The 24529-nt window shown below is 68.7% G+C and carries 20 protein-coding genes; 11 read left to right on the top strand and 9 right to left on the bottom strand.

Translation table 11 applies throughout. The features are described from left to right. Positions 1 to 46: 46 nt before the first annotated feature. The 3 genes from AMA02S_RS25530 (at position 47) to AMA02S_RS25520 (ending at position 2846) form a co-directional block, all read left to right on the top strand. Positions 47 to 997: a carbamate kinase gene (locus AMA02S_RS25530; protein ID WP_067462179.1), complete on the top strand. Its 951-nt coding sequence runs from the start codon at positions 47 to 49 to the stop codon at positions 995 to 997. 77 nt (positions 998 to 1074) lie between these two features. Next, entirely contained in the window at positions 1075 to 2181 is a 1107-nt protein-coding gene (gene bar, locus AMA02S_RS25525; RefSeq protein WP_067462462.1) for a barbiturase, read from the top strand. A 161-nt stretch (positions 2182 to 2342) separates the two neighbouring features. Next, positions 2343 to 2846: a MarR family transcriptional regulator gene (locus AMA02S_RS25520; RefSeq protein ID WP_157430836.1), complete on the top strand. Its 504-nt coding sequence runs from the start codon at positions 2343 to 2345 to the stop codon at positions 2844 to 2846. A 97-nt stretch (positions 2847 to 2943) separates the two neighbouring features. Here AMA02S_RS25520 and AMA02S_RS25515 read toward each other — a convergent pair whose 3' ends face one another. Next, positions 2944 to 4590, bottom strand: coding sequence for a hypothetical protein (locus AMA02S_RS25515; protein ID WP_067462176.1), 1647 nt, complete (start codon positions 4588 to 4590; stop codon positions 2944 to 2946). A gap of 179 nt (positions 4591 to 4769) precedes the next feature. Next, a complete protein-coding gene (locus AMA02S_RS25510) occupies positions 4770 to 5798 on the bottom strand; it encodes an aldo/keto reductase (protein WP_067462173.1) in 1029 nt (342 codons plus the stop codon). A 116-nt stretch (positions 5799 to 5914) separates the two neighbouring features. Between AMA02S_RS25510 and AMA02S_RS25505 the strand changes: the two genes are divergently transcribed. The 4 genes from AMA02S_RS25505 (at position 5915) to AMA02S_RS25490 (ending at position 11096) form a co-directional block, all read left to right on the top strand. Then, complete coding sequence (locus tag AMA02S_RS25505; protein WP_067462170.1) at positions 5915 to 6532, top strand: TetR/AcrR family transcriptional regulator; 618 nt, start codon at positions 5915 to 5917, stop codon at positions 6530 to 6532. A 188-nt stretch (positions 6533 to 6720) separates the two neighbouring features. After that, on the top strand, positions 6721 to 7143 hold the full coding sequence (locus AMA02S_RS25500) for a hypothetical protein (protein WP_067462167.1): 423 nt from the start codon (positions 6721 to 6723) through the stop codon (positions 7141 to 7143). A gap of 145 nt (positions 7144 to 7288) precedes the next feature. Continuing rightward, positions 7289 to 9349, top strand: a complete 2061-nt coding sequence (locus tag AMA02S_RS25495; protein WP_067462164.1) for an ATP-binding protein — start codon at positions 7289 to 7291, stop codon at positions 9347 to 9349. 106 nt (positions 9350 to 9455) lie between these two features. After that, positions 9456 to 11096 carry a carboxylesterase/lipase family protein gene (locus AMA02S_RS25490; RefSeq protein WP_084265587.1) on the top strand — a complete coding sequence of 547 codons (1641 nt, stop codon included), beginning with the start codon at positions 9456 to 9458 and terminating at the stop codon, positions 11094 to 11096. A gap of 124 nt (positions 11097 to 11220) precedes the next feature. On the opposite strand, the gene AMA02S_RS25485 is transcribed toward AMA02S_RS25490, so the two are convergent. The 6 genes from AMA02S_RS25485 to AMA02S_RS25460 form a co-directional block, all read right to left on the bottom strand. Continuing rightward, positions 11221 to 12771, bottom strand: coding sequence for an MDR family MFS transporter (locus AMA02S_RS25485; RefSeq protein ID WP_084265586.1), 1551 nt, complete (start codon positions 12769 to 12771; stop codon positions 11221 to 11223). 155 nt (positions 12772 to 12926) lie between these two features. Next, positions 12927 to 13637 carry a class I SAM-dependent methyltransferase gene (locus AMA02S_RS25480; RefSeq protein WP_067462161.1) on the bottom strand — a complete coding sequence of 237 codons (711 nt, stop codon included), beginning with the start codon at positions 13635 to 13637 and terminating at the stop codon, positions 12927 to 12929. Positions 13638 to 13922: 285 nt separating this feature from the next. After that, positions 13923 to 14657 carry an RNA-binding protein gene (locus AMA02S_RS25475; protein WP_067462157.1) on the bottom strand — a complete coding sequence of 245 codons (735 nt, stop codon included), beginning with the start codon at positions 14655 to 14657 and terminating at the stop codon, positions 13923 to 13925. Positions 14658 to 14670: 13 nt separating this feature from the next. Next, complete coding sequence (locus AMA02S_RS25470; RefSeq protein WP_067462154.1) at positions 14671 to 16239, bottom strand: VWA domain-containing protein; 1569 nt, start codon at positions 16237 to 16239, stop codon at positions 14671 to 14673. Continuing rightward, positions 16236 to 17456, bottom strand: a complete 1221-nt coding sequence (locus AMA02S_RS25465) for a hypothetical protein (protein WP_218005117.1) — start codon at positions 17454 to 17456, stop codon at positions 16236 to 16238. The genes AMA02S_RS25470 and AMA02S_RS25465 overlap by 4 nt, the downstream gene beginning before the upstream one ends. Positions 17457 to 18368: 912 nt before the next feature. Beyond that, on the bottom strand, positions 18369 to 18881 hold the full coding sequence (locus tag AMA02S_RS25460; protein WP_067462150.1) for a MarR family winged helix-turn-helix transcriptional regulator: 513 nt from the start codon (positions 18879 to 18881) through the stop codon (positions 18369 to 18371). A 64-nt stretch (positions 18882 to 18945) separates the two neighbouring features. Between AMA02S_RS25460 and AMA02S_RS25455 the strand changes: the two genes are divergently transcribed. Beyond that, complete coding sequence (locus AMA02S_RS25455; RefSeq protein WP_067462147.1) at positions 18946 to 19326, top strand: tautomerase family protein; 381 nt, start codon at positions 18946 to 18948, stop codon at positions 19324 to 19326. A gap of 137 nt (positions 19327 to 19463) precedes the next feature. Here the strand turns inward: AMA02S_RS25455 and AMA02S_RS44755 are convergent, their stop codons facing one another. Further along, positions 19464 to 20723, bottom strand: coding sequence for a TetR/AcrR family transcriptional regulator (locus AMA02S_RS44755; protein WP_084265584.1), 1260 nt, complete (start codon positions 20721 to 20723; stop codon positions 19464 to 19466). Between the two features lie 274 nt (positions 20724 to 20997). Here AMA02S_RS44755 and AMA02S_RS25445 point away from each other — a divergent pair, with 274 nt between their 5' ends. The 3 genes from AMA02S_RS25445 (at position 20998) to AMA02S_RS25435 (ending at position 24488) form a co-directional block, all read left to right on the top strand. Further along, positions 20998 to 22137, top strand: coding sequence for an FAD-dependent oxidoreductase (locus AMA02S_RS25445; RefSeq protein WP_067462144.1), 1140 nt, complete (start codon positions 20998 to 21000; stop codon positions 22135 to 22137). A gap of 77 nt (positions 22138 to 22214) precedes the next feature. Beyond that, positions 22215 to 22394, top strand: coding sequence for a hypothetical protein (locus AMA02S_RS25440; protein ID WP_067462141.1), 180 nt, complete (start codon positions 22215 to 22217; stop codon positions 22392 to 22394). 702 nt (positions 22395 to 23096) lie between these two features. Next, a complete protein-coding gene (locus AMA02S_RS25435) occupies positions 23097 to 24488 on the top strand; it encodes a CBM96 family carbohydrate-binding protein (protein WP_067462138.1) in 1392 nt (463 codons plus the stop codon). The last annotated feature ends 41 nt before the right edge of the window (positions 24489 to 24529 follow it).

Below are 24529 nucleotides of genomic sequence, written 5' to 3'. Positions count from 1 at the left end.
CGGCGGCGGCAGGGCCGCGCCGGACTACGACAGGAGAGCCCACAGCATGCCGATTCCCGAGCCCGCACGCGTGCTCGTCGCCCTGGGCGGCAACGCCATGACGGGTCCCGACGGGAGCGCCACGCCGGACGCGCAGCGCTCCGCGGTCGAGGCGGCCATGGAATGCGTCGCGGACCTCGTGGCCGCCGGTACCGAGGTCGTCCTCACCCACGGTAACGGCCCCCAGGTTGGCAATCTGCTGGTGAAGAACGAACTGGCCGCGGGTGTCGTCCCGCCCGTGCCGCTCGACTGGTGCGTCGCGCAGACCCAGGGAACGCTGGGCTTCACGATCGTCTCCGCGCTTGAGGCCGCTCTGCGCCGGCGTGGACGGCAGGTGCCGGTGGCCGCGGTGGTCACCCGGACCCTCGTCGATCCCGGTGATCCCGCGTTCGAGCGGCCGACGAAGCCGGTCGGCCGCTACCTGCCCCGTGCCGAGGCGGAGCGCTTCGCCGCACTCGGCCAGCACTGGGAGGACCGGGGGACACGCGGCTGGCGGCGGGTCGTCCCGTCACCGGAACCGATCTCCGTCCTGGACGCCGACGCCGTCCGCGCCCTGCTGGCGGCGGGATTCGTCACCGTGGCGGCCGGGGGAGGCGGGATCCCGGTGGCCGAGCGCGGCGACGGCGAGACCGAGGCGGTCCTGGACAAGGATCTGACCGCCGCGCTGCTGGCGACCGAGGTCGGCGCGGACATTCTGGTCATCGCGACCGATGTGCCCTACGCGATGGTCGATTTCGGCACCGACCTGGAACGTCCGATCGAGCGGGCCACACCCGCCGAGTTGCGTGCCCACGCCGACGCGGGGCAGTTCGCCGGCGGCAGCATGGGGCCCAAGGTCGAGGCCGCGGTCCGCTTCGTGGAGAACGGCGGCCGGCGGGCCGTGATCACCACGCTCGGCCGCATCACCGACGCGGTGGAGGGCGGTGGCGGCACCGTCGTGGAGAACCGCGGCCCGTGACATTCCAGGATCCAGCAAGGGAAACAACATCCAGCAAGACCGCGATCAGTGAACAACGAGAGAACGAGGTGGAACAGATGCCGAGGCCGATCGAGGTCCACAAGGTGGCCATCGAGAGTGTGACCGACGCGTCGGGGCTGGCCAAGCTCATCGACGACGGGGTGTTCGCCGCCGACGACGTCCTGGCCGTCATCGGCAAGACGGAGGGCAACGGCGGTGTCAACGACTACACCCGCATCCTCGCCGACCGCGCCTTCCGGGAGGTGCTCGCGGCCAAGGGGAACCGCTCGGAGGCGTCCGTGCAGGAGGTGCCGCTGGTCTGGTCCGGCGGCACCGACGGTGTCATCTCCCCGCACGCGACGGTGTTCGCGTACGCCCCGGTGGGCAGGTACGAGCCCACCGACGAGCCGCGGGTCGTCGTGGGCGTCGCGATGAGCGAGCCCATCCGTCCCGAGGACATCGGCCGTCCCGCGATGGTGGAGAAGGTCGCCGACGGGGTGCGCGCGGCGATGAAGGCGGCGGGCATCACCGACCCGGCGGATGTGCACTACGTGCAGACCAAGACGCCGCTGCTGGTGCTGGAGACCGTCAACGACGCCAAGGCGCGCGGCTTCGACGTGTGGACAGAGGACACCCTCAAGTCCATGGACGTCTCCAACTCCACCACCGCGCTCGGCATCGCGGTCGCACTCGACGAGATCTCCATGCCGAGCGCCGAGCAGATCCACCGGGACCTGTCCCTGTACTCCTCGGTCGCCTCCTGCTCGTCCGGTGTCGAGCTCGATCGGGCGCAGATCGTCGTGGTCGGCAACGCGCGTGGCGTCGGCGGGCGCTACCGCATCGGTCACAGCGTCATGAAGGACGCGCTGGACGCCGACGGGGTCTGGGCGGCGATCCGCTCGGCGGGCCTGGACCTGCCCGAGCGGCCGCATTCCGACGACCTGGACGGGCGCCTGGTGAACGTCTTCCTCAAGTGCGAGGCGGACCCCACCGGGCGGGTACGCGGGCGGCGCACCGTCATGCTCGACGACTCCGATGTGCACTGGCACCGGCAGATCAAGGCCACCGTCGGCGGTGTCACCGCCGCGGTCACCGGCGATCCCGCGGTGTTCGTGTCGGTCGCCGCGGTGCACCAGGGCCCATCGGGCGGCGGACCGGTGGCGGCGATCGTCGCGGCGGACTGACCGCACGCCGAGGCCGGCCTGTGTGACGGAACAGGCCGGCCGGACGCCCGTGCGTCGCAGTCCCGAACCGAGCCGTCTCGAACCGACATGGACGTCCTGGCGATTCAGCGGGGGAGGGGGGCGTAGCAGTCGTAGTCACGCTGCGAGGTGATCAGGCCGTCGTGGAAGGTCAGGAAGGTCGCGATGTGGGCGCGCAGGACGTGGCCGGCCGGTACACCGGCACCCTCGCACTGTTCGTCGGCTTCGCGGCGGCGGCGCGGATCCAGGACCTCATGTCGGCTGACGGGTTCGGTGACCTGCGGTTCTCCCATGGCTACGTGTTCCAGCACCTGGTGGACGCCGAGCCGACCGTCGGGGAGCTGGCCGTCCGGATGGGTGTGACACAACAGGGCGCGTCCAAGGCGCTGAAGGAGCTGGAAAGCCTCGGCTATGCCGGGCGGATCGCCGGTGCCGGTGACGCCCGGACCCGCCGCGTCCGGCTCACCCGCCGCGGCACGGACGCCGAGACCGCGGCGCGCCACGCGCGTACCACGCTTCAAGACGAGCTTGCCGAGCGTTACGGGCGGGAACGGCTGGAGCAGGCCCACGGGCTGCTGGCCGAATTGCTCGACGGGTTCGGGGGCGCGGCCGCCGTGCGCCGGCGCGAGGTCCGGCGGCCACGCTGATTCAAGGGCCGACAGGGGCGAGCGGTCAGAATGGCCGCCGGCATGCCGACGGTCTCGGATGCCCGTGGAGAGCGCCCGGGACCGTCGGCGGCCGGTGTCAGCGTAGGCCGTAGGCGCGGGTCACGGTCTGCTCCACCGCGTTTCCGGAGCCGTCGGCGGCCTTGAAGCGCAGCGCCACGTAGCCGTTGTGGGTGGTGGGGTGAGCGACCCTGGCGGTCCAGCGGTCGGTGCCGTTCGGAGTCAGCGGCGCGCTGGTCCAGGTAACGCCGTCGTTGAAGGATGCCTCCAGGGATACCGAGGTCACCGCGGTACCGTCCACGGCGCGCTCGACGTTCACCTCCAGCGGGAACGTCGTGCCCGATGGCGCGCGTCCACTGGTGTCGTAGCCGCCGGTGATCCGTGCCTGGAGCAGCCGGCGCTGGTCGTCGAACGGGTCACCGGGCCGTTCCGCGGACGGGAAGGTCCAACGAGCGTTGACGGCCGTGACGTAGTTGGACCAGGTGACCGTGCGCTTCACGGCCATGTCGAGTTGGAACGTGGCGGCCGCCGCGGGCACCGTCCAGTCGCCGGCGAGCGGGTTGGTGCTGTCTCCGACCTTCTGCCCGTTGCGGTAGAGGATGAGCGAGCCCGTGGTGCCGGTGGTGTAGTTGCCGCCGAAGTTCTCGCGGCCCAGCTGGCCGGTGTCACTCAGCAGCGGACGGGCGATGAGCAGCCCCTGACCATGTCCGACCTTGACCGTGGGCCCGAACGCGGCCTTGTTCCAGGTCTCGGAATAGGTGTTGCCTGCGGCGTACGCTCGCAATCCGGATTGCCGTTCGGCTACCTGGATGGAGCCCACGGTGTAGAAGTAGTTGCCTCTCCATTTCACACCGTTCGCGGTGTAGTAGACCCGTTGAGTACTGGGCGCACCGGCGGCATGAGTCAGTCCCAAAGACTCACCTCCGATGCCGTCGAAGTCGACGATGACGACATGGGGACCGAGTCCGGTGGAGGGCACCCCCTGAGAGGCATAGGTTGTGTTGACCAGGGCCAGGCTTTCCGGGGTGGCGGTGAAAGCCAGTTCTGCGGGAATGCGGCCGGACGTCGGGAACGCCAAATTGTAGACGCGCGGCGACGGCCGGGTGGTCAACGGTTCGGACTGACTTTCCACGTACAGGAAGTGGTACGGCCGGGTGGTGCTGGCCGACGGCCACGCGCGCAGGTCGATCTCGGGCCTGCCGCTGATGGTCGTAGTGATCTCCTGGCCGGCGATCGTCTGGGTGAGTTGGGCGTGACTGTTGAACTCGGTGGCGGTCGTGGAGGGGCTGACCGCCCTGAGTTCCGTCGCCGTCCGGGCGTCCAAGGTCAGATCGACGTCGCCGCGTACCGACAGCGTGGGGTTCCCGTAAAGGGCCAGGTCCCGAGGGGCATCACGAGCACCCGTGAGGACGATGCCGGTCAGGCTGTAGTCCCCGGGCGGCACACTGCCGGTGAGTGTGTCCCCGGTCTCGGTCAGCTGGATCTCCGCACCGGTCGCCAGATCGATGAGGCTGGCCAGGGGGGCGAGTGCCGCACCGTCGATGTCGATGCCGCGCAGTGTGATCGTGTGGTCGGCGGATCCGGCCCCGCGTGCGGGAGCCTTCGTCGTGCTGCGGCCGAGATCGACAACAGGTTCTGAGGAGTCGCGAATCGGTGGCTTGACGGTCCCGCCCGGCGTGGCCGCGGCCGTGTGCACGGGGACGAGCAGTGCCGCGACTGCGGCCACGCTGATCAGGGCTGTTCTCCAACGCCTCACTTGGTTTCCCTTCTGCGCGATGACAGGAGGTCGAGGAGTGGGCGCAGAACCGGACGGGGAGATCCTGCTGAAGGATCGCTCCTGCGGGGAGTTCCGTCCCTCAATACAAGATCACTGTACTTGATCTTCGTGTGTTCGTACCCCGGAGATCAGGTGGCGGAGCGCTCGTCGGGCAGGCGCCGGCGGAGGCGGGGGTGCGTGATGGCGGGTGGGTTGTAGGCGGCGTCCAGCGTCCCGACGCCTGTGCCGGGAGCCACGATGGCGTCGATCCGGTCGAGGAGGTCGTCGGTCAGCGTGGTCTTGGCGCCTGCCAGGAGGTCGTCGAGATGCTCCATCGTGCGCGGGCCGACGATCGCGCAGGTGACGCCGGGGTGGGTGATCGCGAAGGCCATGGCCAGATGCGTCAGCGACATCCCGGCCTCCTGCGCGAGGGAGATCAGCTGTTCGACGGCGTCGAGGCGGCGCTCGTCGCTCAGGTGTCTGAAGCCGAAGCCCGCCCGGTGGCTGTCGGTCTGCTGTCCCTTGCGGTAGCGGCCGGTCAGCAGACCCTGGGCGAGGGGGCTCCAGACCAGCGTGCCCATGCCGTAACGCTCGCAGACGGGCAGCACCTCGCGTTCGATCCCACGGTCCAGGATCGAGTAGGGCGGCTGCTCGGAGCGGAAGCGCTCCAGGCCCCGTCGCTCGGCGACCCACTGCGCCTCGACGATGTCCGAGGCCGGGAAGGTGGAGGTGCCAATAGACCGGACCTTGCCCGCCCGTACCAGGTCACTGAGGGCCGAGAGGGTTTCCTCCACGTCGGTGTCCGGTGCGGGCCGGTGAATCTGGAACAGGTCGACGTGATCGGTCTGCAGCCGGCGCAGCGAGTCGTCGAGGGCGCGGACCAGCCAACGCCGCGAATTGCCCTGCTGGTTGGGATCGTCTCCCATCGGCAGGTGCGCCTTGGTGGCGAGCACGACATCGTCCCGGCGGCCCTTGAGGGCCTTGCCGACGATCTCCTCGGACTCGCCACGCGAGTAGAAGTCCGCGGTGTCGACGACATTGACGCCCGCGTCGAGCGCCTTGTGGATCATGCGGACGCAATCGTCATGGTCGGGGTTGCCCACGGCGCCGAACATCATCGCGCCCAGGCAGTAGGGGCTGACCTTGATGCCGGTCCGACCCAGTGTGCGGTACTTCATGATTCTCCTTATGCGTTGGCCGTGCTCGCTCCAGCGCGCTACGCTCAGGTAAGCGGAACAATGTTCCACCTACGACGATACGGAACGTTGTTCCATTTAGCAACCGGGAGCGGACCGTGAACGATCACCCGACGGATGAGGGGCGGCCCCATCGACGGGTGCGCGCCGACGCGCAGCGCAGCATCGACGCCCTTCTCATCGCGGCCGCCGAGGTGTTCACCGCTTCCGGCGTGGACGCCCCCGTCAGGCAGATCACCGCCAAGGCGGGCGTGGGGGCCGGCACCCTCTACCGGCACTTCCCGCAGCGCTCGGATCTCATCGCCGCGGTGTTCCGCCACGAGGTCGACTCTTGTGCCGACGCGGCCGGTTCCCTGGCAGATCGGTATGAGCCGGTCGACGCGCTCGTCCAGTGGTTGCGGCGCTTCGCGGGATTCATCGCCACCAAACGCGGTCTCAGTGCCGCGCTGCACTCGGGAGACCCGGCGTTCGACAGCCTGCCCGCCTACTTCCAGCAGCGCTTCGTGCCCGTCCTCGGCGCACTCCTCGCCACGGCGGCGAAGAGCGGCGAGATCCGCGCCGACGCTGATCCAGAAGACCTGCTGCGCGCCGTGGGAAACCTGACCCTGCCCGTCCAGGATGACGACGACGGCCACACGCGGCGCATGATCGACCTGCTCGTCGACGGGCTCCGCTACGGCGCCCACGGTGAGGAGAACGCGCCGCCGAATCGGTGAGCGCGGCAGCCGCGGCCCTGGTGGACGCCGATCGGACGGAAAGCGGTGGGAGAACGGTCTGCAACGTGGGCGACGCCCGCCCGTACCTTCCTGACATCGCACGACAGGCCGGACGTCAACGGGGCGGACGGCCGTCGACCGGCGGTCCGCCAGGAGGACCCGGACGGACCGCGGAAGGGACTGGAACGATGACCATGACCGAGAACCAGGGCCGGCGGAAGCGCCGGGGCCGCCGCGTTGCCGCCGGGCTGGCACTTTCTGGCGCGACCACGTTGGGCTTGCTGGCCCTGCCGGGCGTGGCGTTCGCCAGTGGCGGCTCGCTGTCGAACATCGTGCTGCGCCCGGGCGGCGAGGCATGCGTGGCAGCGCATGCCGACAACTCGGTGACCGCTTCGGGCAGCGCCAATCAGCCGGGCCTGAAGTTCAAGGTCATCGGCCAGGGCGGCAGTGTGGTGACCGGAACCGGTTCGCCCGGCCCGGTGACGGCCTGGGGAGCCCAGACCCAGGCGGGCTGGTACAACTGGCAGGGCGCGGGCGACTACACCGCGTGCGCGAAGAACAACGGCACGTCGAACGTGTACCTGAACTACGTCACCATCAGCACGACCTGAGCGTGCGGTGCGGGCCCGTCGCGGTGGCGGCGGGCCCGCACGGCGGTGAGGCTGACCTCCCCACCCGGTAAGGCGAAATGTCGGAAGGATGGGCGATGTCCTGGTGGAACCGCCAGGCTTTGTCGTGGGTGAGGGGGCACCGCGCATGGCCCGGCGTCTCGCCGACCGTCTCGCCACCGCCCGCCGCCGCGGTTTCGTCGGCCGGCGCGACGAACTCGCACGGTTCCAAGGGCTCCTCGCCGACCAGGACGCCCCGCGCGTGGTGTTCGTCCACGGGCCGGGCGGCGTCGGCAAGACGGCCCTGCTGCACCAGTTCGAATGGCTGGGACAACGGCAGGGCCGCCGCTGCATCTGGCTGGACGGCCGGGAACTCGCCCCGGTGGCCCCCGCGGTGGTCGCCGCGCTCGGCGCCCACCTCGGCCGCGGGCCCGGCGAGGACCCGCTCGCCGCGACCGGGGAGGTCCCGGACCTCTTGCTCCTCGTCGACACCCTGGAGGCGCTCGCGCCGCTGGACCGCTGGCTGCGCGAGGAACTGATCCCCCGGCTGCCGGCCGACGCGCTGGCCGTCCTGTCCGGACGGGAACGGCCGTCGCTCGGCTGGCGCGCGGACCCGGGCTGGCGGGAGTTGCTGGTCACCCTGCCGCTGGACAACCTCGCCCCGGCCGATGGCCGCCGGATGCTGGCCGTGCGCGGCTTCCCCGACGCCGACAGCGACGCCGCGCTCGCCTTCACCCGGGGGCATCCGCTGGCCTTGGCGCTGGTGGCCGACGCCCGCGTCCAGCGCCGTTCCACCGTCGCCCCGACCACCCCCGACGTCATCGCGGCACTGCTGAGAAGCCTGGTGGACACCGTCCCGTCCCCCGACCACCGGGCCGCGCTCGAAGCCTGCGCCCAGGTCCTCGGGCTCACCGAGCCGCTGCTGGCCGCCATGCTCGACCGGCCCGCGGCGGCAGCGCTGTTCGAGTGGCTCCGCGGCTTGTCGATCATCGAGCACGGTGCGCGCGGGTTGTACCCGCACGACCTCGTCCGGGAGGTCCTGGCCGCCGAAACGCGCTGGCGGAACCCCGACGGCTACGCCACCACCCAGCGCAGGGCCGCCGGCTACTACCGTGCGCAGTTCCAGCGGGCCGACCCGGCGACACAGCAGAATCTGCTGCTGGACTTCGCGTACCTGCACCGCGACAGATCCGTCCTGAAACCCTTCCTGGGAAAGATGGGACCGGGCGGGACCGACGCCGACACCCTGCAGGCGACAACGGCGGCGGAGAGCGACCGTCCGCTGCTGCGGTCATGGGTGGTGAAGCACGAGGGAGCCGCGGCGGCCGACCTGTTCGATCACTGGGTCACACGCCAGCCGCAGGGTTTCCTGGTCGTCCGCGACGAGCAGGGCGAGCCGGTCGGCTTCTCGCTCCAGCTCTCGATCGAGGAGATGGACGACCGCGACCGGCGGACCGACCCCCTGGCGGCCGCGGTCATCGCGCATCTGGACCGGAACGGCGAACTGAGCGAGCCGGAGACCGCCCGTCTCGTCCGCTTCTGGATGGACCGGGACGCCTACCAGGACATCTCCCGCGTCCAGACCTTCATCACGTTGCAGTTCTCCCGGTCGTCCCTGTCCACGCCCTTCCTCGCCGGGACCTACCTCACCTTCCGCGACCCGGATTTCTGGGCGGACGGATGCGGCCACCTGGACTACCACCGGATCCCGTCCGCCGACGTCGAGATCGGCGGCCACTGCTACGGCGTGTACGGCCACGACTGGCGCAGCGTCCCACCGCTCGCCTGGCTGTCGCTGATGGCCGACCGGGAGGCCAGACCGCCGCCGGCGGGCGTACCTCCCCTGGACAGGCCGCAGTTCGCCGAAGCCGTGCGAGCCGCGCTCCGCGACCTCGGCAGGGCGGACGGGCTGCGCCGCTCTGCCCTCCTGCGGACGAGCCTGGCGGACCCGGCCGGGGACGGGACGGACAGAGCCGACGCACTTCGTGACGCCATCCACGGAGGTGCCGGCCTCCTGGAGGCGTCCCCTCGCGACCGGCGCGCCTTTCGGGCGCTGCATCACACCTACCTGCGGCCCGCCGGTACCCAGCAACTCGCGGCGGAACTGCTCGGCCTGCCGATGACGACCTATCGCCGCCATCTGGCCGCGGGGGTCGAGCGCCTGACCGACCTGCTCTGGCAGAGCGAACTCGACGCGCGGCGCCGGTGAGGGACCGGTGGGGCTAGGTCTACCGCCGTTCTAGTGGAAGGACCCGTGTGCCTGCACGGTGGCCCCGCCACCGTAGGGGGAACCACTCGACCGAACGGGAGACGTCATGAACGCAGGTCGGAAGCGGCGCGCGCGAGGAATCTCGCTCGCGGCCATCGGAGGTGTCGTGGTGATCGGGGTCGCGGGGGTCACCGCGGCGCCCGGCTCGGCGGTAGCCGGGATGAGCGCGCTGGTGGTCACCGACAGTGGTCCGGTGCGGGGCACGGTCGGCGCGGACCATCGGGAGTTCCTCGGTGTCCCGTATGCGGCGCCGCCCGTCCGGTGGGGGTCACCGCAGCCGGTGAAGCCCTGGACGGCACCGCGAGACGCGACGGAACCGGGCAGCGCGTGCGCTCAGAACGCGGGATTCTTCGGTGAGAAGGCGAGCGACAGCGAGGACTGCCTCTTCCTCAACGTGACCACGCCGCGGAGGCCCGCGAACGGAAAGCGCTTGCCGGTAATGGTCTGGATCCACGGCAGCGGATTCCGGAACGGCGCCGGTGCCATGTACCGGCCGAAGGAGATGGCCGTCCGTGGGGACGTGGTCGTCGTGACGGTGAACTACCGGCTCGGGCTCTTCGGATTCCTCGACCACCCGTCCCTGGACGGCGGCCCGGCCAGGAACCGTTCCGGGAACTTCGGCCTGGAGGACCAGCAGGCGGCGCTGCGCTGGGTGGGGCGCAACGCGGCGGCGTTCGGCGGCGATGCCGGCAACGTCACGGTGTTCGGTGAGTCGGCGGGTGGGGTGAGCACGTGCTCGCAGCTCGCCGCGCCGGGCGCCAGGGGCCTGTTCCAGCGTGCGATCGTCCAGAGCGGTCCGTGCACGGTCGCGAACTGGCCCGACTTCGACGGCACGCCCGACCCGACCGGAAGCTGGCTGCCGCGGCCGAGGGACATCGCCGAGCGCCAGGGCCAGACGGTGGCCGCCAAGCTCGGCTGTCCGGACCCTGCCACCGCCGCGGCATGCCTGCGCGCGCTGCCGACGTCGAAGCTGCTGAAGGAGTCGGAGTACGGGTTCGCGCCGGTGTACGGAGGCGGGGGAGTGCTGCCGTACTCGCCCAAGGAGGCCCTGGCGCGAGGGAGGTTCTCCAGGGTTCCGGTCATGTACGGCATGACCCGCGACGAGTACCGCACGTTCGAGGCCGCGCAGCAGCTCATGGGCGTTCCGCCGATGAAGGACGAGGCGGAGTACGCCACCCGTGTGCGGACCTACGTCGGCGCGGAGAAGGCGTCCAAGGTGCTGTCCCGGTACCCGGTTCGGAACTACGCTTCCCCGAGCGAGGCGTGGTCCGCGCTCGTGACCGATGCCACCTTCGCCCGTTCGGTGACGGACGTCTCCCGTTCCCTCCAGGGGCGAGTCCCCGCGTACGCCTACGAGTTCGCCGACAGCGGAGCACCGTGGGTGGCGGGCGTGGCGACGCCCGGCTTCCCGACCGGCGCGTTCCACGCCGCCGAGTTGCAGTACCAGTTCGCCACCGACTACTTCGACGCAAGCCTGCTGAGCGTCAGTCAGCGGCGCCTGGCCGGTCAGATGACGGACTACTGGACGCGGTTCGCTCGTACCGGCGACCCCAACGGCCCGGGTTCGCCGACCTGGCGTGCAGGCGGGAACGTCACCCAGGTGCTGGCACCCGGCAAGGCCGGTATCCGTCAGGTGGACTTCGCGAACGAGCACAACTACGCCTTCTGGAGTGCCCTTTACCAGTGACGGCCCCGACACGCGTGAGAGTCGTACGCAGCGCTTGACCAGGCCCGGGCCCGGTCAAGCGCTGCCGACCCGCACACGCACTCTGCTGGAGCTCTCCGAGCCGGCACTGGGCGAGGCGCACCGGTCAGCGAACCGGTTCGAGGTTCAGACCGGTCGTTTCCCCGGTGTCGTCCGAAGAAGTGCCGGGTTCCTCGGGCGTGCCGGCGGGCTTCGCCCTCGGCAGGAAGAAGGCGATCGCGACCATCGCGACGATCAACACGGTGCTGACGACGAACGCCAGCCGCATCCCGTCGAGCTGGGCGAGCGTCTCGGTGACGCCGTCGGCGATCCGGGCTTCGGCGCGGCCGGCCATCACGGTCACCACCAGGGCCGTGCCGAGGGCCGCGGCGACCTGCTGAAGGGTGCCCAGCATCGAGCTGCCGTGGGCGTACAGCTGGGACGGCAGGGCCCCGAGGCCGAGGGTGAACACCGGGGTGAAGGTCGTGGCCAGCGAGACCATGAGCAGCGTGTGCAGGCCGAGCACCTGCCAGTACGGCATCGTCATCGAGATCTGGGTGTAGCCGGCCAGGGCGAGCAGGATGCCCATCGACCCGGGAATGATCAGCATCCGGCCGCCGAAGCGGTCGAACAGGCGTCCCACCGTCGGACCGAGCAGCCCCATCGCCAGGCCGCCGGGCATCACCAGCAGTCCGGTCTGCAACGGGCTGAGTCCGCGCAGGTTCTGCAGGTAGATGGGCAGCAGCATCATCGAGCCCAGCATCGCGATGAACCCGAGCGACATCAGCAGCAGGGAGAGGGCGTACGTGGTGTGCCGGAGGATGCGCAGGTCCAGGAGGGGAGTGCCGTGGCGCTGCAACCGAAGCTGGCGGAGCACGAAGACCCCGATCATGGCCAGCCCGATCACGACGATCACCACGGGAACCGCCGCCCCGCCCTGGCCGAACCGGCTCAGCCCGTACACCAGGGAGCCGAAGCCGGCGGCCGCGGCACCGACACTGAACCAGTCGATGGTGCTGACCCGCGATTCCCCGATGTTCTCCAGCTGCGCCAGACCCCGCCAGGTGATCAGGGCCGCGATCGGCAGTACCGCCGCGAAGAGCAGGCGCCACGAACCAAGTTGCAGGATCAGACCCGAGACCGCGGGTCCCATGGCCGGCGCAACCGAGATCGCCATGGTCACGTTGCCCATCACGCGTCCACGGTCGTGCTCAGGCACGACGGTCATCAGCGTCGTCATCAGCAGCGGCATCATCACCGCCGTACCGGATGCCTGGATGACCCGCGCGACCAGCAGCACCTCGAAGACCGGTGCGACCGTGGCCAGCAGCGTGCCGGTGAGAAAGACGACCATCGCGGTGGCGTAGGCACGGCGGGTGGTGACGCGCTGGAGGAACCAGCCGGTGACCGGGATCACCGCGGCCATGGTCAGCATGAACGCCGTCGATAGCCACTGTGCGGCCTGCTCGGTGACGTCCAGATCCGTCATCAGCCGCGGGATCGCGTTGATCATGATCGTCTCATTGAGGATGACCACGAACGTCGCGAGCACCAGCAATCGGACGACGGCGGGCGTCTTGCGGGCCTCAGAACTACGGTCGGTCAGGATTCCCTGGGGGGCGGGGGCCGGCAGATCGTGGCCCGGCTTCCCGTCTGTGGGTTCATGTGTGGCGGTCATGGTGGAGGAGACCTGCCTCGCCGAGGAAATTCATCGGTCCAGCCCAAGCCTTCACGCCGAATCCACGCCATCACACATGTCCTTGACAGCGACCTTCCGCGCCGATTCGGATTGCCTGCCACGGTCACGTGGTGAGCCGTCCGCCACCCGAGAAACTACGGTCTCCGCGCGAGCACGAGGCGATAGCGCGGGCTGCCGTCCTCGCGCCGTCCCAGGGCCGCCAAGGGAGCTGTGGTCACCGTGAATCCAGCTTCGGTCAAGTCGCGGCGTACTGCCTGCAACGGACAGGTGCGGTAATACATGATGAAGGGCGGACGCCACACCGCATTGCGCACTCGCATCACGATGTCGAATCCGAGCAGGGTCCAGTACGAGACAGACGTGAGAGGCAAGGGCGCTGCGATCGGGAAGGCGAACATCCCGCCGGGCCGCAGCGCGCGGTACACCTTGGAGAAGAGCAGGGGCCGTTCGGTGGGCAGGAAATGCCCCAGCGCTCCAAAGCTCACCGCGAGGTCGAAGGTTTCGACGAAGGGCAGGGCCCGAACCTCGGCCCGCACCCATTCGACGTCCGGGTGGGCTTGGCGAGCCTGCGCGAGCATGCCGGTGCTGAAGTCGACGCCCGTGAGCCGCCCTTGGCACAAGGGTCTCAGGGCCCGCACGCCTGCGCCGGTGCCGCAGCACACGTCCAGTCCCTCCCCAAAGGGCCCGAACGGACGCAGGGCATCGGCGGTTGCGCCGAGAACGTTGTCGGGAGTGCGGAAGGGCGTGTGGTCGAACTTCGGAGCGAGCAGGTCGTAGCCTCGCTCGACCGATGACAAGGCCTGGACCACCAGTTCGCGCAGTGAAGGGCCTTGAGGCGAGAACATCGCCCAAGGGTACTTCTCGGACCCCGGAATGCCTCGTCCTTCTCGACCAGGCGCGGGACGGCCAGGTCCACCGCCCGCCCATCGACCCGAAGCCGTGCACCGTCCGCCGCCAGGACGTTCTGCACCCATCCGAGCCCGATCCGTACACCAGAACGACGAGGTAGCCGCCGTCGACCGCATGTGCGTCGAGCGGCATGCGGTACGTCGGGCCAGAGATGCGACCGATGTGGAGCAGCCCCGGCAGCCGGGCTACGACCACACCAGCGAGTTCGGTTACGGCCTGGGCTACTGGAAGATTGCGAGGACGGGGTAGATCTTTAGGTGGCCGGTGGTGGGGTCCCAGTTGATTTTTCCCAGGCAGCGGGCGCGGAAGGCGAGGTCGGGGGTGTCGTCGCGGCGCAGGTGCTTGGTGATGCAAGTGACGCTGACCGTGGGGGAGTCCGCGGAGGAACCGCCGTACGGGGCGGAGAAGGTGGTCGCCTTCTCGGATTTGTCCGTGACCTTGAAGCGTCCCATCACCGAGACGAAGGTGTCTGATTCGAGGTCGCGCAGGCGGGCCGATCGGGGCTGCTTGCCGCGGCTCGGCCCCAGCGTCCGTTCCAGGTCCGCATTCGGGCAGATCGTGTGGTTGAGGAGGTCGACATGAACGATGTCGTCCGCGTCATTCAGCGCGCGGACGATCCGGCCGATGACCGTGATCGGGCCCACCTCCTCGAAATACTTGATGACCTGCTCTTCTGCGGCTGTGTGTTGCACGTTTGCGAGGAAGGGAAGGAAGCGGAGCAGTAACCCCAACACGATGTTGCGGCGCGAGGTCTTCACGACCGTGCTGTGCAGGTACGGGTAGTCGCCCTGTAGATAGAGGTCCATGGCATTGTCCTCGTCGAGGTAGATGCAGATCCCCGGTTTCTGCTTCCGCGCCAGCACCGACGGGTGGCGATGCACCTTGAACGCGTAGACCAAGGGGATCGCCAGCATTGCGGCGAGGGCACTGGCGGTGATCAAGCTCCACAGCAGCATGTGTGCCTCCGGGTCAGCGACAGCCGCGGGTTTGTTCGAAGGCCAGGTCGAGCGAGGACGCGTTCGCGTCGATCATGCGTCCGCCGGTGGCCTTGGCGGCGGCGTTCAGCTCAGCCGGGTCGGCCTCGCCGAAGCGGATGGTGTAGGTGTGCACGGATTTGCTCTCCACTGGTAGGGCGTTGTAGCGGCGGAGGAAATCCGCCAGGGGCATACCGGAGTTGTTCTGGCCGTCGGTCATGAGAACGATGGTCACCTGGCGTTTCGGGTCGGCGCGCCGGAGTTCGGCGGCGCGCTGGTATGCGTGGTCGAGCGCTGACCACACGGCGGTGTCCTGGTGGAACCGGTCGGCAGCGAGGAAGCTGCGTATTGCCTCGGCGTCGTTCTTGCCGCTGATGGTGATGTTGCGTTCGGCGTGGACACTCTCCCCGAAGCGCATGAGAGTGAATCGTTCACCCTGGTAGAACCGCACGAACCTGCCGAGGGAAGAGTCGTCTCCGCCGCCGAGGCCCTCGAACGTCGCGCGAAGCGCCTTGATCCGCGCACCCTTCATGGAGCCGGAGTAGTCCAGAACGAAGATCACCTGGCCAGGCTGGTGTGCGTTCGAGGTGTAGTTGGCCAGCAGCCGGTCGATGACCTGGGACTGGTCCGGGAAGTACAGTGCGTTGCCTATCTCGTTGCGCAGCTGAGGAGCCCGGGGCACGGTGGGCAGGACGGGGCGCCGCAGCGTCCGCTGCATGATCTTGCGCTGGGTGTCGGGACGTGTCAGCCAGGCCACGACCTTGTCGTAGGCGGCGCGCCGTGCGGGATCGAGCAGCAGCAGCGGATACTCCGACATCACGATGCCGTCCTCGGGATAGACGATCTCAAGCGGTTCGCGCAGCCGCCCACTCGCGTTGAGCGAGAGCAGTGTCGATTCGTACCCGATCAACGCGTCGGCTCTTCCCTGGTTCGCGACGAACGCCTCGATGAGCTTGTCCGAGGACGGCGCGGTGAGCGTCTGGCCGGAGAACAGGCCGCGCAGCCGATCACAGGTGACGTCCTGTGGGCGCAGTGCACCGCCCGTCCTGGCCGCCGCCGTCGCGACGCCGACGAGGGCGGCGAGCCCGCTGCTGGCGTGCCAGGGGTCGGCCATGCCGAAGTGCACCAGCCCTTTCGCCGCGCCGTCGGCGATGTCCGCCCAGGACAGGTTCGGATCCGGGGCGTCGCGGCGGAGCCGATCCGCTGTCTGCCGCCGGACACCGAAGACCACCGGCGACATCATGATCTCCCTGGACAGGGGGCGCAGCGGCCGGCCCGACTCCTGCAACTTGAGCTGCAGATACCGGTCGTCGGACAGCCAGGCAAGATCGTGGTCGTCGCCCTTGGCGAGCATGGCGGACGCGTCGACCGTGCCCCGGTAGTCGAGTTCGACCTCGATCCCGGTGTCACGGCGCAGCTCGTCCAGGAGCGGGCGCATGTTGGTCAGCTCTGAGCTTGCCAGCACCCGGAGCGTCGTGACGTCCGAGGTGCAACCGGTGTCCAGGACGAGCAACGCGCAGGCCATGAGAAGGGCGAGAGGGCGCCGGGACCGCCGCGCCCTCATGAGGGGCACCTGCCGACGGCATGGACCAAGCGTTGCAGGAGGTTCAGCTCCGGCAGTTCCGCAGCGGTGTAATCGGTGCGGGGGTCGGGTGCCGGCACGCCACGCTGAGCGAGCTGGTTGAAGAGCTGCCTGGTCCCGGTGGCGTCAGATTGGTCGATCATTCGGAAGCCGAGCTCCATCATGCGCCGGCGCAGGTCCCGGTCTTTGAGGAGCAGCTGGCCGAGCCGGTCGGCGGCACCGGGTTTGAGTGATATGTACTCCGGATCGGTCTGGAACTCCTGTTTGGGATAGAGCAGTACCCGCTCGCTGTCCAGACGACCAGTCTGGCGCCGATTGGCCTGCTGATAGGCGAGGAACTGGTGCTCGTACACCACGACGATCGGCCCCTGGCTCTTGCCCTCCGGAGTGATGTAGAACTGCCACAGGTCCGACTCCGGCATGCCGATCGCGGTGATGAACGGTTGAACATCTCTGGCAAGCCGGTCGATCTCAGCCTCATTCTGTGCCGGCCGTTCGTTGTTCTCCACGAAGGCGACAAGTCCGAGATAGGTGGTGCCGGAATTGGACCGGCACACTCCGGGGTTGTGGGCGAGTACCCGGTTGCCGTTCGTGACCCGGGGGCTGCTGTTGTCGCCGATGCCGATGTCGTTCCAGGTCTTGCCGCTCTTGCCCAACTCGATGAATTTGGCCGTGTCGAGCGTGTAGTAGAGCGCTCCGCCCGGCCCGCCCGAATGTCGGGACGCAGCGCCGTTTCTGACCAAGGTCTCGGCGTACTCGCGGTAGCTCGCGAGCACGACCGGGCTGGTGAACAGGCGTGTCGTCCGGACGTACAGGCCCCGTTGGCTGCGCTCGCTCTTGATCCGATCCGCCGCCGGCTGCCCAGACGGAAAGGCGAAATCGTAAGGCTGGGCCTGCTGCGTCCTGTGGCTGAGCACCTCGTAGACGGCCTCGCCCGAGCCGCGGGCGGTGACATCGACGCGGATACCGTGCTTCAGCAGCAGGCGCTGAACCCCCTCATCGTTGAAGAAGTCCTGCTTGGACGCCATGATCCCGCGGATCGTCACGACCCCCGGGGCTCGGACGAGCATCACCGTACCTAACGCAGCGACGCAGGCAACGAGCACGAACGTCCAACCAAAAGGCGAAGTCCAGAAACCGGGGGGACGGACGATGCCGAGCGAGGGCGCCCCGACAGCGCGTGTCGAATCGGCTGTCATCGCAGACTCCTAGCGATTATTCTCGTATAGATCTATGACAAGTGCGGACACTTCGCACGCTGCCACATCATGACTGCGGTAGCTTTCATTTCTGGGTGAGTAGCCGGTATCGGCCACTGGTCGCTGGAGTCAGTGCCTGCCGGACGGAGTTCATGCTCTTCTGTTGAATTGGTGTTCTATGGACAGCCCTCGGTTGGCCCCGCAGGGAGCCGTGCTACCACTCGCCGAACCCAGTTTGCGCTGCCCTGTGCGCACCGTCGTTGTAGCGGCCACTGAGACCGCCATCGATTGTTGGGCGACCTCGACACCGCACCTCTCGGCGCATGCTGTGTCATTGTGGGAGGGTGCGCGAAGCTTTCGCCCATGAGGCGACGATCCTCGTGGAAGCAGGCGGTGATCTGCGGGCTCCAGGGGCCGCGATCACCGTGGCTCTCTGTGGGAGCTGGGAGCACGAGCCGCCCTGTCCGACCGCTCCGCACCATACGGTCGCCGACCTACAGGGCAGCACGACTCGTCTGCGTGTCCTGTTCGCCGCGGAGCAAGAGGCGGAGGACGAGGTGCGGCGTTGCATTGACGCTGCGCTCGCGCGGGGGACACTCAACGGTCCGGATGGTGCGACGACTCGATGGCACCTTCTCGATACACAGACGGGTCGCCTGCGTTCTGAGGAGTTGCCGCAAGCAGAACTTCTCAAGGGCAGCTAACACGCCCTGCCATTGACCGGAGCTCCGGCAGCGTCCACTGTGACTCAACCCTGCCCGCTCGCTCGACGCGCGCCGGCAGGCTCGATGCGATCGGCAGGTCCGGTACGTTCAGGACATGTCGACCGATGCCGTCTCCAGGAGCCGGACGGTCGCCGGCAGAATCGTGGTCTGCCGTCTCGGCCCAGCCGCGGCGCTCGGCAGGGCTGGACTACGTCGGTCTCGGCCTGGCCCGCTTCAGCGGTGTTGACTCCCCAAACCGGTCGAGGTCCTGATCCAAGGCGGTCTCGTAGGCGCGCAGGGCGGTGATGACCGTCGCCCGCTCGGTGGGGGTGAGGTCGCGCATGACGCGCTTCCAGGCGCAGGCGGAGCCGGACAGCCATTCCCCGATCGGTGCGGTGAAGGCGGGCGCGATGGCGATGATGCGGCGGCGGCGGTCAGTGGGATCGGCGGTGCGTTCCAGGACGCCCGGCCGCGACAGCTCGCTGACCATGAGACTCACGGTCGTGGGTGCGACCTCCAACCGGGCGGCGAGCTCGTTGATGCTGGCAGGACCGTCGTATTCCAGATGAGCCAGCAGGGCGAGATGGCGTGGCGCCAGATCCAGGCTCTGGAGCGCCGAGGGGATGGGAAGACGCTTGGCGCGGCCGACGAGACGTGGCATGAGCAGCAGCAGGGTGCGGACGGCCTCGTCGACGGCCGGACCGTCCGATTGCGTGGACATCGGAGCCCTCTCACAGATACCTTTGTGATTAAAGCCTTTGTTGTCAAAGGAAACGAGGCCTACTGTGCCGCATCTGACCGTCCGTCTTCCAGAGAAAAGGCTGTCGGGCAAGGAACCCGAGCTTGTCACCGCGTTGACCGAGGCGATCGTCGGAGTCTACGGCGAATGGGCCCGTGAACTGGTGAGCGTGTGCCTGGACGGGGTGCCCGCGGGCCGCTTCGCACGAGGCGGCAAGAGCGTCGACACCAGCGCCTCGGTGATTCTGGGCGTCCGCGCCGGCGTGTTCGACCGCCCCGACGCGGAGCAGATCACCGCGGGGCTCGGAACCGCCCTCACTGAGGCGATCATCCGCGTGCTCGGGGAGGAGCTTCGCGCCGGCACCATGGTGGAACTCGTGGCCTCCCCGCCGGAACGGACCTTCGTCGGCGGCGCCATCGCCATCTGACCGCCCGCCAAGTCTCGGGCCGGGATGCCTTCCGACCAGGTCAACAGCGCCCGATTCTGACCAAAGTGGATCTTTGCCGGAGGCTGCCGTCGATTCAGGTCATCCAGGCTTGTCCTGAAACAGCGGCTGCGTTGCCCTCAGTGTTCGGTGGTGCCTTCCAAGCGTGGCGTGCTGGTGAGGCCAGCGGGCCATCCGCGTTCGAGTAGGTCGGTGATGACGTCCAGGGTGCGGCGGGCGTCGCCGGTGATGGAGTTGGCGAGGTCGGGGATCTGCAGGAGGTAGCGGGCAAGGAGCCGGGCGCTGAGGTCGTCGTGGGGGAGCGCGGCCTCTCGGGTGATGGCGGTGGTGAGGGCGTCTCGGGCTGCGCTCCAGGAGCGCAGGGCGTAGTCGCTCAGTTCGGGGGTGGCGCGGGCCAGGTCCAGGGCCCGTAGCTCGTCCGGATTGAGGTCGGCGGCGAAGGGGCCGCGTTCGGCCATGTGGTCGTGCACGGCGCGCAGGATGGTCTGCCCGGCGGTGCGGTGGTGGACGGCGTGGACCAGGGCGGCGATGTGATCCGTCCGGTTGCCGGGGAAGACCAGGCTTGCCTTGCCGTCGGGGAAGTAGGTGAACAGGGTCGCGATCGAGGTGTCGGCCGCGTCGGCGATCTCGCGGACCCCAACGTCGTCGTACCCGCGTGCGATGAACAGATCCAGCGCGGCCCGGGTGATGGCTTGGCGGGTCTGGGCCTTCTTGCGTTCCCGCAGCCCCGGCGGTCGAGTTGGTGGTGACAGCGATGCGCCGGAGACCAGGTTCTGTGGCCGATCGTGTTGCGCGGCGCGCATTTCTGGGGCGGGCCACCCGTTGGCGAGGAGGGTGAAGGCGGCGTCGAGGTCGGCGCCGGGGTCATGGGGCTGCCTGGGCTGCGCGCTGTCGAGGACGAACCGGGCCACGGCCCGCGCGGCGATGCTGGCGCCGGGACCGTCCGGTTCCGCCTGGTGGATCGCCTCGGCCAGTTCTTGTTCGTATCGCAGCCACATGCGGCGGGCGTGGTCGCTGAGCGCCGGGGCGCCGGCGATCAGGTCGACGAACGCGGCGGCGCGCGGGTCATCGGCCTTCTGGCAGGTGTAGCGCAGCAGCCAGTCCCGCAAGACCTGGAGGACGGGGGCGCCCTCCGGGCGGTCTTGGACGGCGGAGACGATGCCTGCCCGCACGTCGTCCTCCTGGTCGAAGACCAGGGACTCCTTGGTCGGGAAGTGCTTGAACAGCCCGCTCATCGACACGTCGGCGGCTTCCGCGACGTCCTTGACCGTGACCTCGTCGAACCCGCGTTCCAGGAACAGCTGTAGCGCCGCATCGGCGATCGCCTGCCTGGTACGGGCCTTCTTGCGCTCGCGGCGGCCCATCGTGGCCTCGGTCATGGTCCCACTCTACCGTGAGGCGAAACGACGCTATAAGTAGAGCTGTTATGATTTTCAAGCGACAGTACCATTGCTCTCGTTTCATGCTCTGCTCCGGAGGTGATCGGCAGTGACTCGCACGGCTGTTCATAGGACCCTCCACCAGCCGGGCGTTCCGTCCGGGGCGTCTTTGGGTCCTGTATGTCCGCCACCAGCCACGCCCGGAACTTCCCCTGTCGGAGTGGCCCTGATGACGGCCCGCGATGAGCGCAGCTGACACCACCTTGGAGACCTGATGAGCACCCACCACCCCATCGCGATCATCGGCGGCGGCCTCGGTGGCCTCACCGCCGCCCGGGTCCTGCACGTTCACGGCGTCCAGGTGGCCGTGTTCGACCTGGAACCGGATCGGGGCGCCCGCACGCAGGGCGGCATGCTCGACATCCACGAGGAGAACGGTCAGAAGGCACTGCACGCTGCCGGCCTCCACGAGGACTTCCGCAAGATCGTCCACGACGGCGGTCAGGCTTTGCGCCTGCTGAACAAGGACGGCACGGTCGCCCTGCGAGAGGAGGACGACGGCACCGGCGGCCGTCCCGAGGTGGACCGTGGAGACCTGCGCGACCTGCTGCTGAACTCCTTGCCCGGAGAGACGATCCACTGGGGCCGGAAGGTCACCGGAGCCCACCCCCTGCACGGTGGCCGCCACGAGGTGACCTTCGCTGACGGCCGCAGCATCACCACCGACCTGTTGATCGGAGCCGATGGCGCCTGGTCACGGATCCGGCCGCTGGTGTCGGCCGTTGCGCCGTCCTATACCGGCATCAGTTTCGTCGAACTCGACCTGCTGGACGCAGACACCCGTCACCCCGGCAGCGCCGAGCTTATCGGCGGCGGTTTCTTCATCGCCCTGGACGGCGAGCGCGGGTTCCTCGCCCACCGCGAGACCGACGGTAGCCTCCACGTCTACACCGCTCTGCGGGTCGCCGAGGACTGGCTGGAGGATGTCGACTTCACCGACACCGCCACAGCCAAAGGAGCCGTGCTCGCCCACTTCACCGAGTGGGATCCGGTGTTCCAGACGCTGATCACCGACGCTGACGGCGCCTTGGTGCCACGCCGCATTCACGCGTTGCCCGTCGGCAACCGCTGGGACCGCGTGCCCGGGGTGACGGTACTGGGCGATGCCGCGCACCTGATGTCGCCGTTCGCCGGCGAGGGCGCCAATCTCGCGATGCTGGACGGTGCCGAGCTCGGGCTGGCCGTCGCAGGCCACCCCGGCGACGTCGAGGCCGCCCTCGCGGCCTACGAGAAGGCGCTGTTCCCGCGCAGCGAGATCTCGGCCACCGAGTCGGCCGCGTCGCTGGAGCAGATGTTCGGACCCGACCCCGTCACCCGTCTGGTCGACATGTTCTCCGGCCACGAGCAGGCCTGACGTTGCTGCCGCCGCCGTGACCGAATGGCCTCGGGAAGCGGCTGCCATCGCGCGTTCCCACCGAAAGGACCCTGCCCATGATCAGATCGCTGTCGTGCTGGCCAGCACACGCCCCGGCCGCCGTGAACATGCACACCGATTTCACCGGTTTCACGGAATTCACCCCCGCCGACCACCAGACCGACGCGCTCGCCAGAACCCTTGACCAGCTCATCGCCTGGGCCACCGCGCTGGCCGTGCTGCGCACCGAGCCCTGACCACGCACGCGGCATCCCGCACGCTGACCGCCACGCACCCGCCGCACGGGTCAGCGGGAACGAGAAACCGACAGCACCCCCGCCAATCATCGACCTTTCATGCCGTGCCTCACCTACGACCGTCTCCGAGGGCGTTGTCAACCCGTTCCACGCGGATATGGAAACCATTACCGAACATTCGCAGGAGCCTGAACGCGACAGGACGGTCCCTCTTCTATCGAAGCTGCTCGAAGACCGGCGGCCTATTTCGTCGCGCGGCCCGGAGGCGGCCGGCCCGGCGCGTCATACAAAGACCCTGCCGTCGACATCCCGGCCCTGGCATCCGCAGAGCCCGGCTGGCCGGAGTGACTGCGCACCCGAACGTGGCGTGGGCGGCGCAGCCACCGCGCAACATGCCCCGTGGACCTGGGGAATCGTATCGATGCGCTGCGGTTTCTGATCCACGGCTCCGCAGATCATATTCGTTCCCGCTCCATGGTCCGTGCTGGCGGTCGGAATTCGAGCGAAACATCGTGCCTTGCAATTTTGATCAATGCTGCGGTAACGGTGGGACCGAATACGTGACTCCCGCTTCTTACGGACCTTTGAAGCACAGGGTCATTCACCCGGTGGACGACATCCGCTCGCTTAGAAATCGTTGAGATGTGCGGTGCTGAAAATAACCTCCGGAATGCCCAATCTCCCCCCCGCAGAGGAGTGGACATGTCCCCCACCAGAAGCGTGCTCGCCGTCGCCTTTACGGGCGTCCTCGGCGCCTCCGCCCTGGCAGTGCTCACGCTGTCCGGCGGCGCCGCCTCGGCAGCCGTCCAGACCTTCACCCCCGTAGCCGACACCCACGTCGCCAGCGACGCGGCCGGCACCAACTTCGGGACGGCCGGAACCCTCGGGGTCGACAACTCGCCGATCAAGAGGACCTTCCTGAAGTTCACCGTCAGCGGCGTCACCGAGACGGTCAGCAGCGTGAAACTGCGCGTGCACACCGACGATTCCTCCGGCGCCGTCAGCAACAACGGCGGCACCTTCAAGGCCATGACCGACACCGCCTGGTCCGAGACCGGGGTCACCTACAACAATCAGCCCGCCATCAACGGCACCACGCTGGGTTCGCTCGGATCGGTGTCGCGCAACACCTGGTACGAGATCGACGTGACCTCGCTAGTGGCCGGCAACGGGACCTACAGCATCGGCGTCACCTCGTCCAGCAGCGACGGCGCGGACTACGACTCCCGGGAGAGCGGGGCGCTCGCGCCGCAACTCGTCGTCACCACCGGGACCACGCCCCCGCCGAGCGGCGACCCTGTGCTCGTCGGCGCCGGTGACATCAGCAATTCCGGCTCGGGCGACAGCGCGACCGCGGCCCTGCTCGACAACATCTCCGGGACGGTCTTCACCGCCGGCGACAACGTCTACGACAGCGGTACGACCAGCGAGTTCAACACCTACTACAACCCGACGTGGGGACGGCACAAGGCGCGTACCCGCCCGTCGCCCGGCAACCACGACTACAACACCGCCGGCGCGACGGGGTACTACGGCTACTTCGGCGCCGCCGCCGGTGACCCGTCCAAGGGCTACTACTCCTACAACATCGGCTCCAACTGGCATGTCGTCGCCCTGAACTCCAACTGCGGGTCGATCAGCGGCGGCTGCGCCGCGGGCGGCGCGCAGGAGCAGTGGCTGCGGGCCGACCTTGCCGCCAATCCCAGGCCCTGCACCATCGCCTACTGGCACCACCCGAGGTGGACGTCCGGCGCCAACCACGCACCCAACACCGCGGTGAGCCCGCTCGTCCAGGCCCTCTACGACAACAATGCCGACGTCATCGTGACCGGCCACAACCACCAGTACGAGCGGTTCGCGCCGATGAACCCGAGCGGCGCCGCCGACCCCGCGCGCGGCGTCCGCGAGTTCGTCGCCGGGATGGGCGGAGCCAGCCACTACTCCTTCGGCACCATCCAGCCCAACAGTCAGGCCCGCAACAGCGACACCTACGGCGTCCTCAAGCTGACGCTGCACGCCGGAAGCTACGACTGGCAGTTCGTCCCCGAGGCCGGCAAGACCTACGCCGACAGCGGCACCACCAACTGCCACTGACCGTCCGGGCCCGGCACGGCGACGTGCCGGGCCCTCCCAAG

It is taken from the genome of Actinomadura macra NBRC 14102, from assembly GCF_001552215.1.
In the GTDB taxonomy this organism is placed as follows: domain Bacteria; phylum Actinomycetota; class Actinomycetes; order Streptosporangiales; family Streptosporangiaceae; genus Spirillospora; species Spirillospora macra.
Note: the sequence above shows the minus strand (reverse complement) of the source record. Positions and strands in the feature narration are given on the sequence as shown.

Bases quoted from the DNA above. Each gene is read 5' to 3' on its own strand.
- AMA02S_RS25530 (WP_067462179.1), top strand. From the start codon at position 47: ATGCCGATTCCCGAGCCCGCACGCGTGCTCGTCGCCCTGGGCGGCAAC.
- bar (WP_067462462.1), top strand. From the start codon at position 1,075: ATGCCGAGGCCGATCGAGGTCCACAAGGTGGCCATCGAGAGTGTGACC.
- AMA02S_RS25510 (WP_067462173.1), bottom strand. From the start codon at position 5,798: ATGAAGTACCGCACACTGGGTCGGACCGGCATCAAGGTCAGCCCCTAC.
- AMA02S_RS25500 (WP_067462167.1), top strand. From the start codon at position 6,721: ATGACCATGACCGAGAACCAGGGCCGGCGGAAGCGCCGGGGCCGCCGC.
- AMA02S_RS25495 (WP_067462164.1), top strand. From the start codon at position 7,289: ATGGCCCGGCGTCTCGCCGACCGTCTCGCCACCGCCCGCCGCCGCGGT.
- AMA02S_RS25490 (WP_084265587.1), top strand. From the start codon at position 9,456: ATGAACGCAGGTCGGAAGCGGCGCGCGCGAGGAATCTCGCTCGCGGCC.
- AMA02S_RS25485 (WP_084265586.1), bottom strand. From the start codon at position 12,771: ATGACCGCCACACATGAACCCACAGACGGGAAGCCGGGCCACGATCTG.
- AMA02S_RS25480 (WP_067462161.1), bottom strand. From the start codon at position 13,637: ATGTTCTCGCCTCAAGGCCCTTCACTGCGCGAACTGGTGGTCCAGGCC.
- AMA02S_RS25475 (WP_067462157.1), bottom strand. From the start codon at position 14,657: ATGCTGCTGTGGAGCTTGATCACCGCCAGTGCCCTCGCCGCAATGCTG.
- AMA02S_RS25470 (WP_067462154.1), bottom strand. From the start codon at position 16,239: ATGAGGGCGCGGCGGTCCCGGCGCCCTCTCGCCCTTCTCATGGCCTGC.
- AMA02S_RS25465 (WP_218005117.1), bottom strand. From the start codon at position 17,456: ATGACAGCCGATTCGACACGCGCTGTCGGGGCGCCCTCGCTCGGCATC.
- AMA02S_RS25460 (WP_067462150.1), bottom strand. From the start codon at position 18,881: ATGTCCACGCAATCGGACGGTCCGGCCGTCGACGAGGCCGTCCGCACC.
- AMA02S_RS44755 (WP_084265584.1), bottom strand. From the start codon at position 20,723: ATGACCGAGGCCACGATGGGCCGCCGCGAGCGCAAGAAGGCCCGTACC.
- AMA02S_RS25445 (WP_067462144.1), top strand. From the start codon at position 20,998: ATGAGCACCCACCACCCCATCGCGATCATCGGCGGCGGCCTCGGTGGC.
- AMA02S_RS25440 (WP_067462141.1), top strand. From the start codon at position 22,215: ATGATCAGATCGCTGTCGTGCTGGCCAGCACACGCCCCGGCCGCCGTG.
- AMA02S_RS25435 (WP_067462138.1), top strand. From the start codon at position 23,097: ATGTCCCCCACCAGAAGCGTGCTCGCCGTCGCCTTTACGGGCGTCCTC.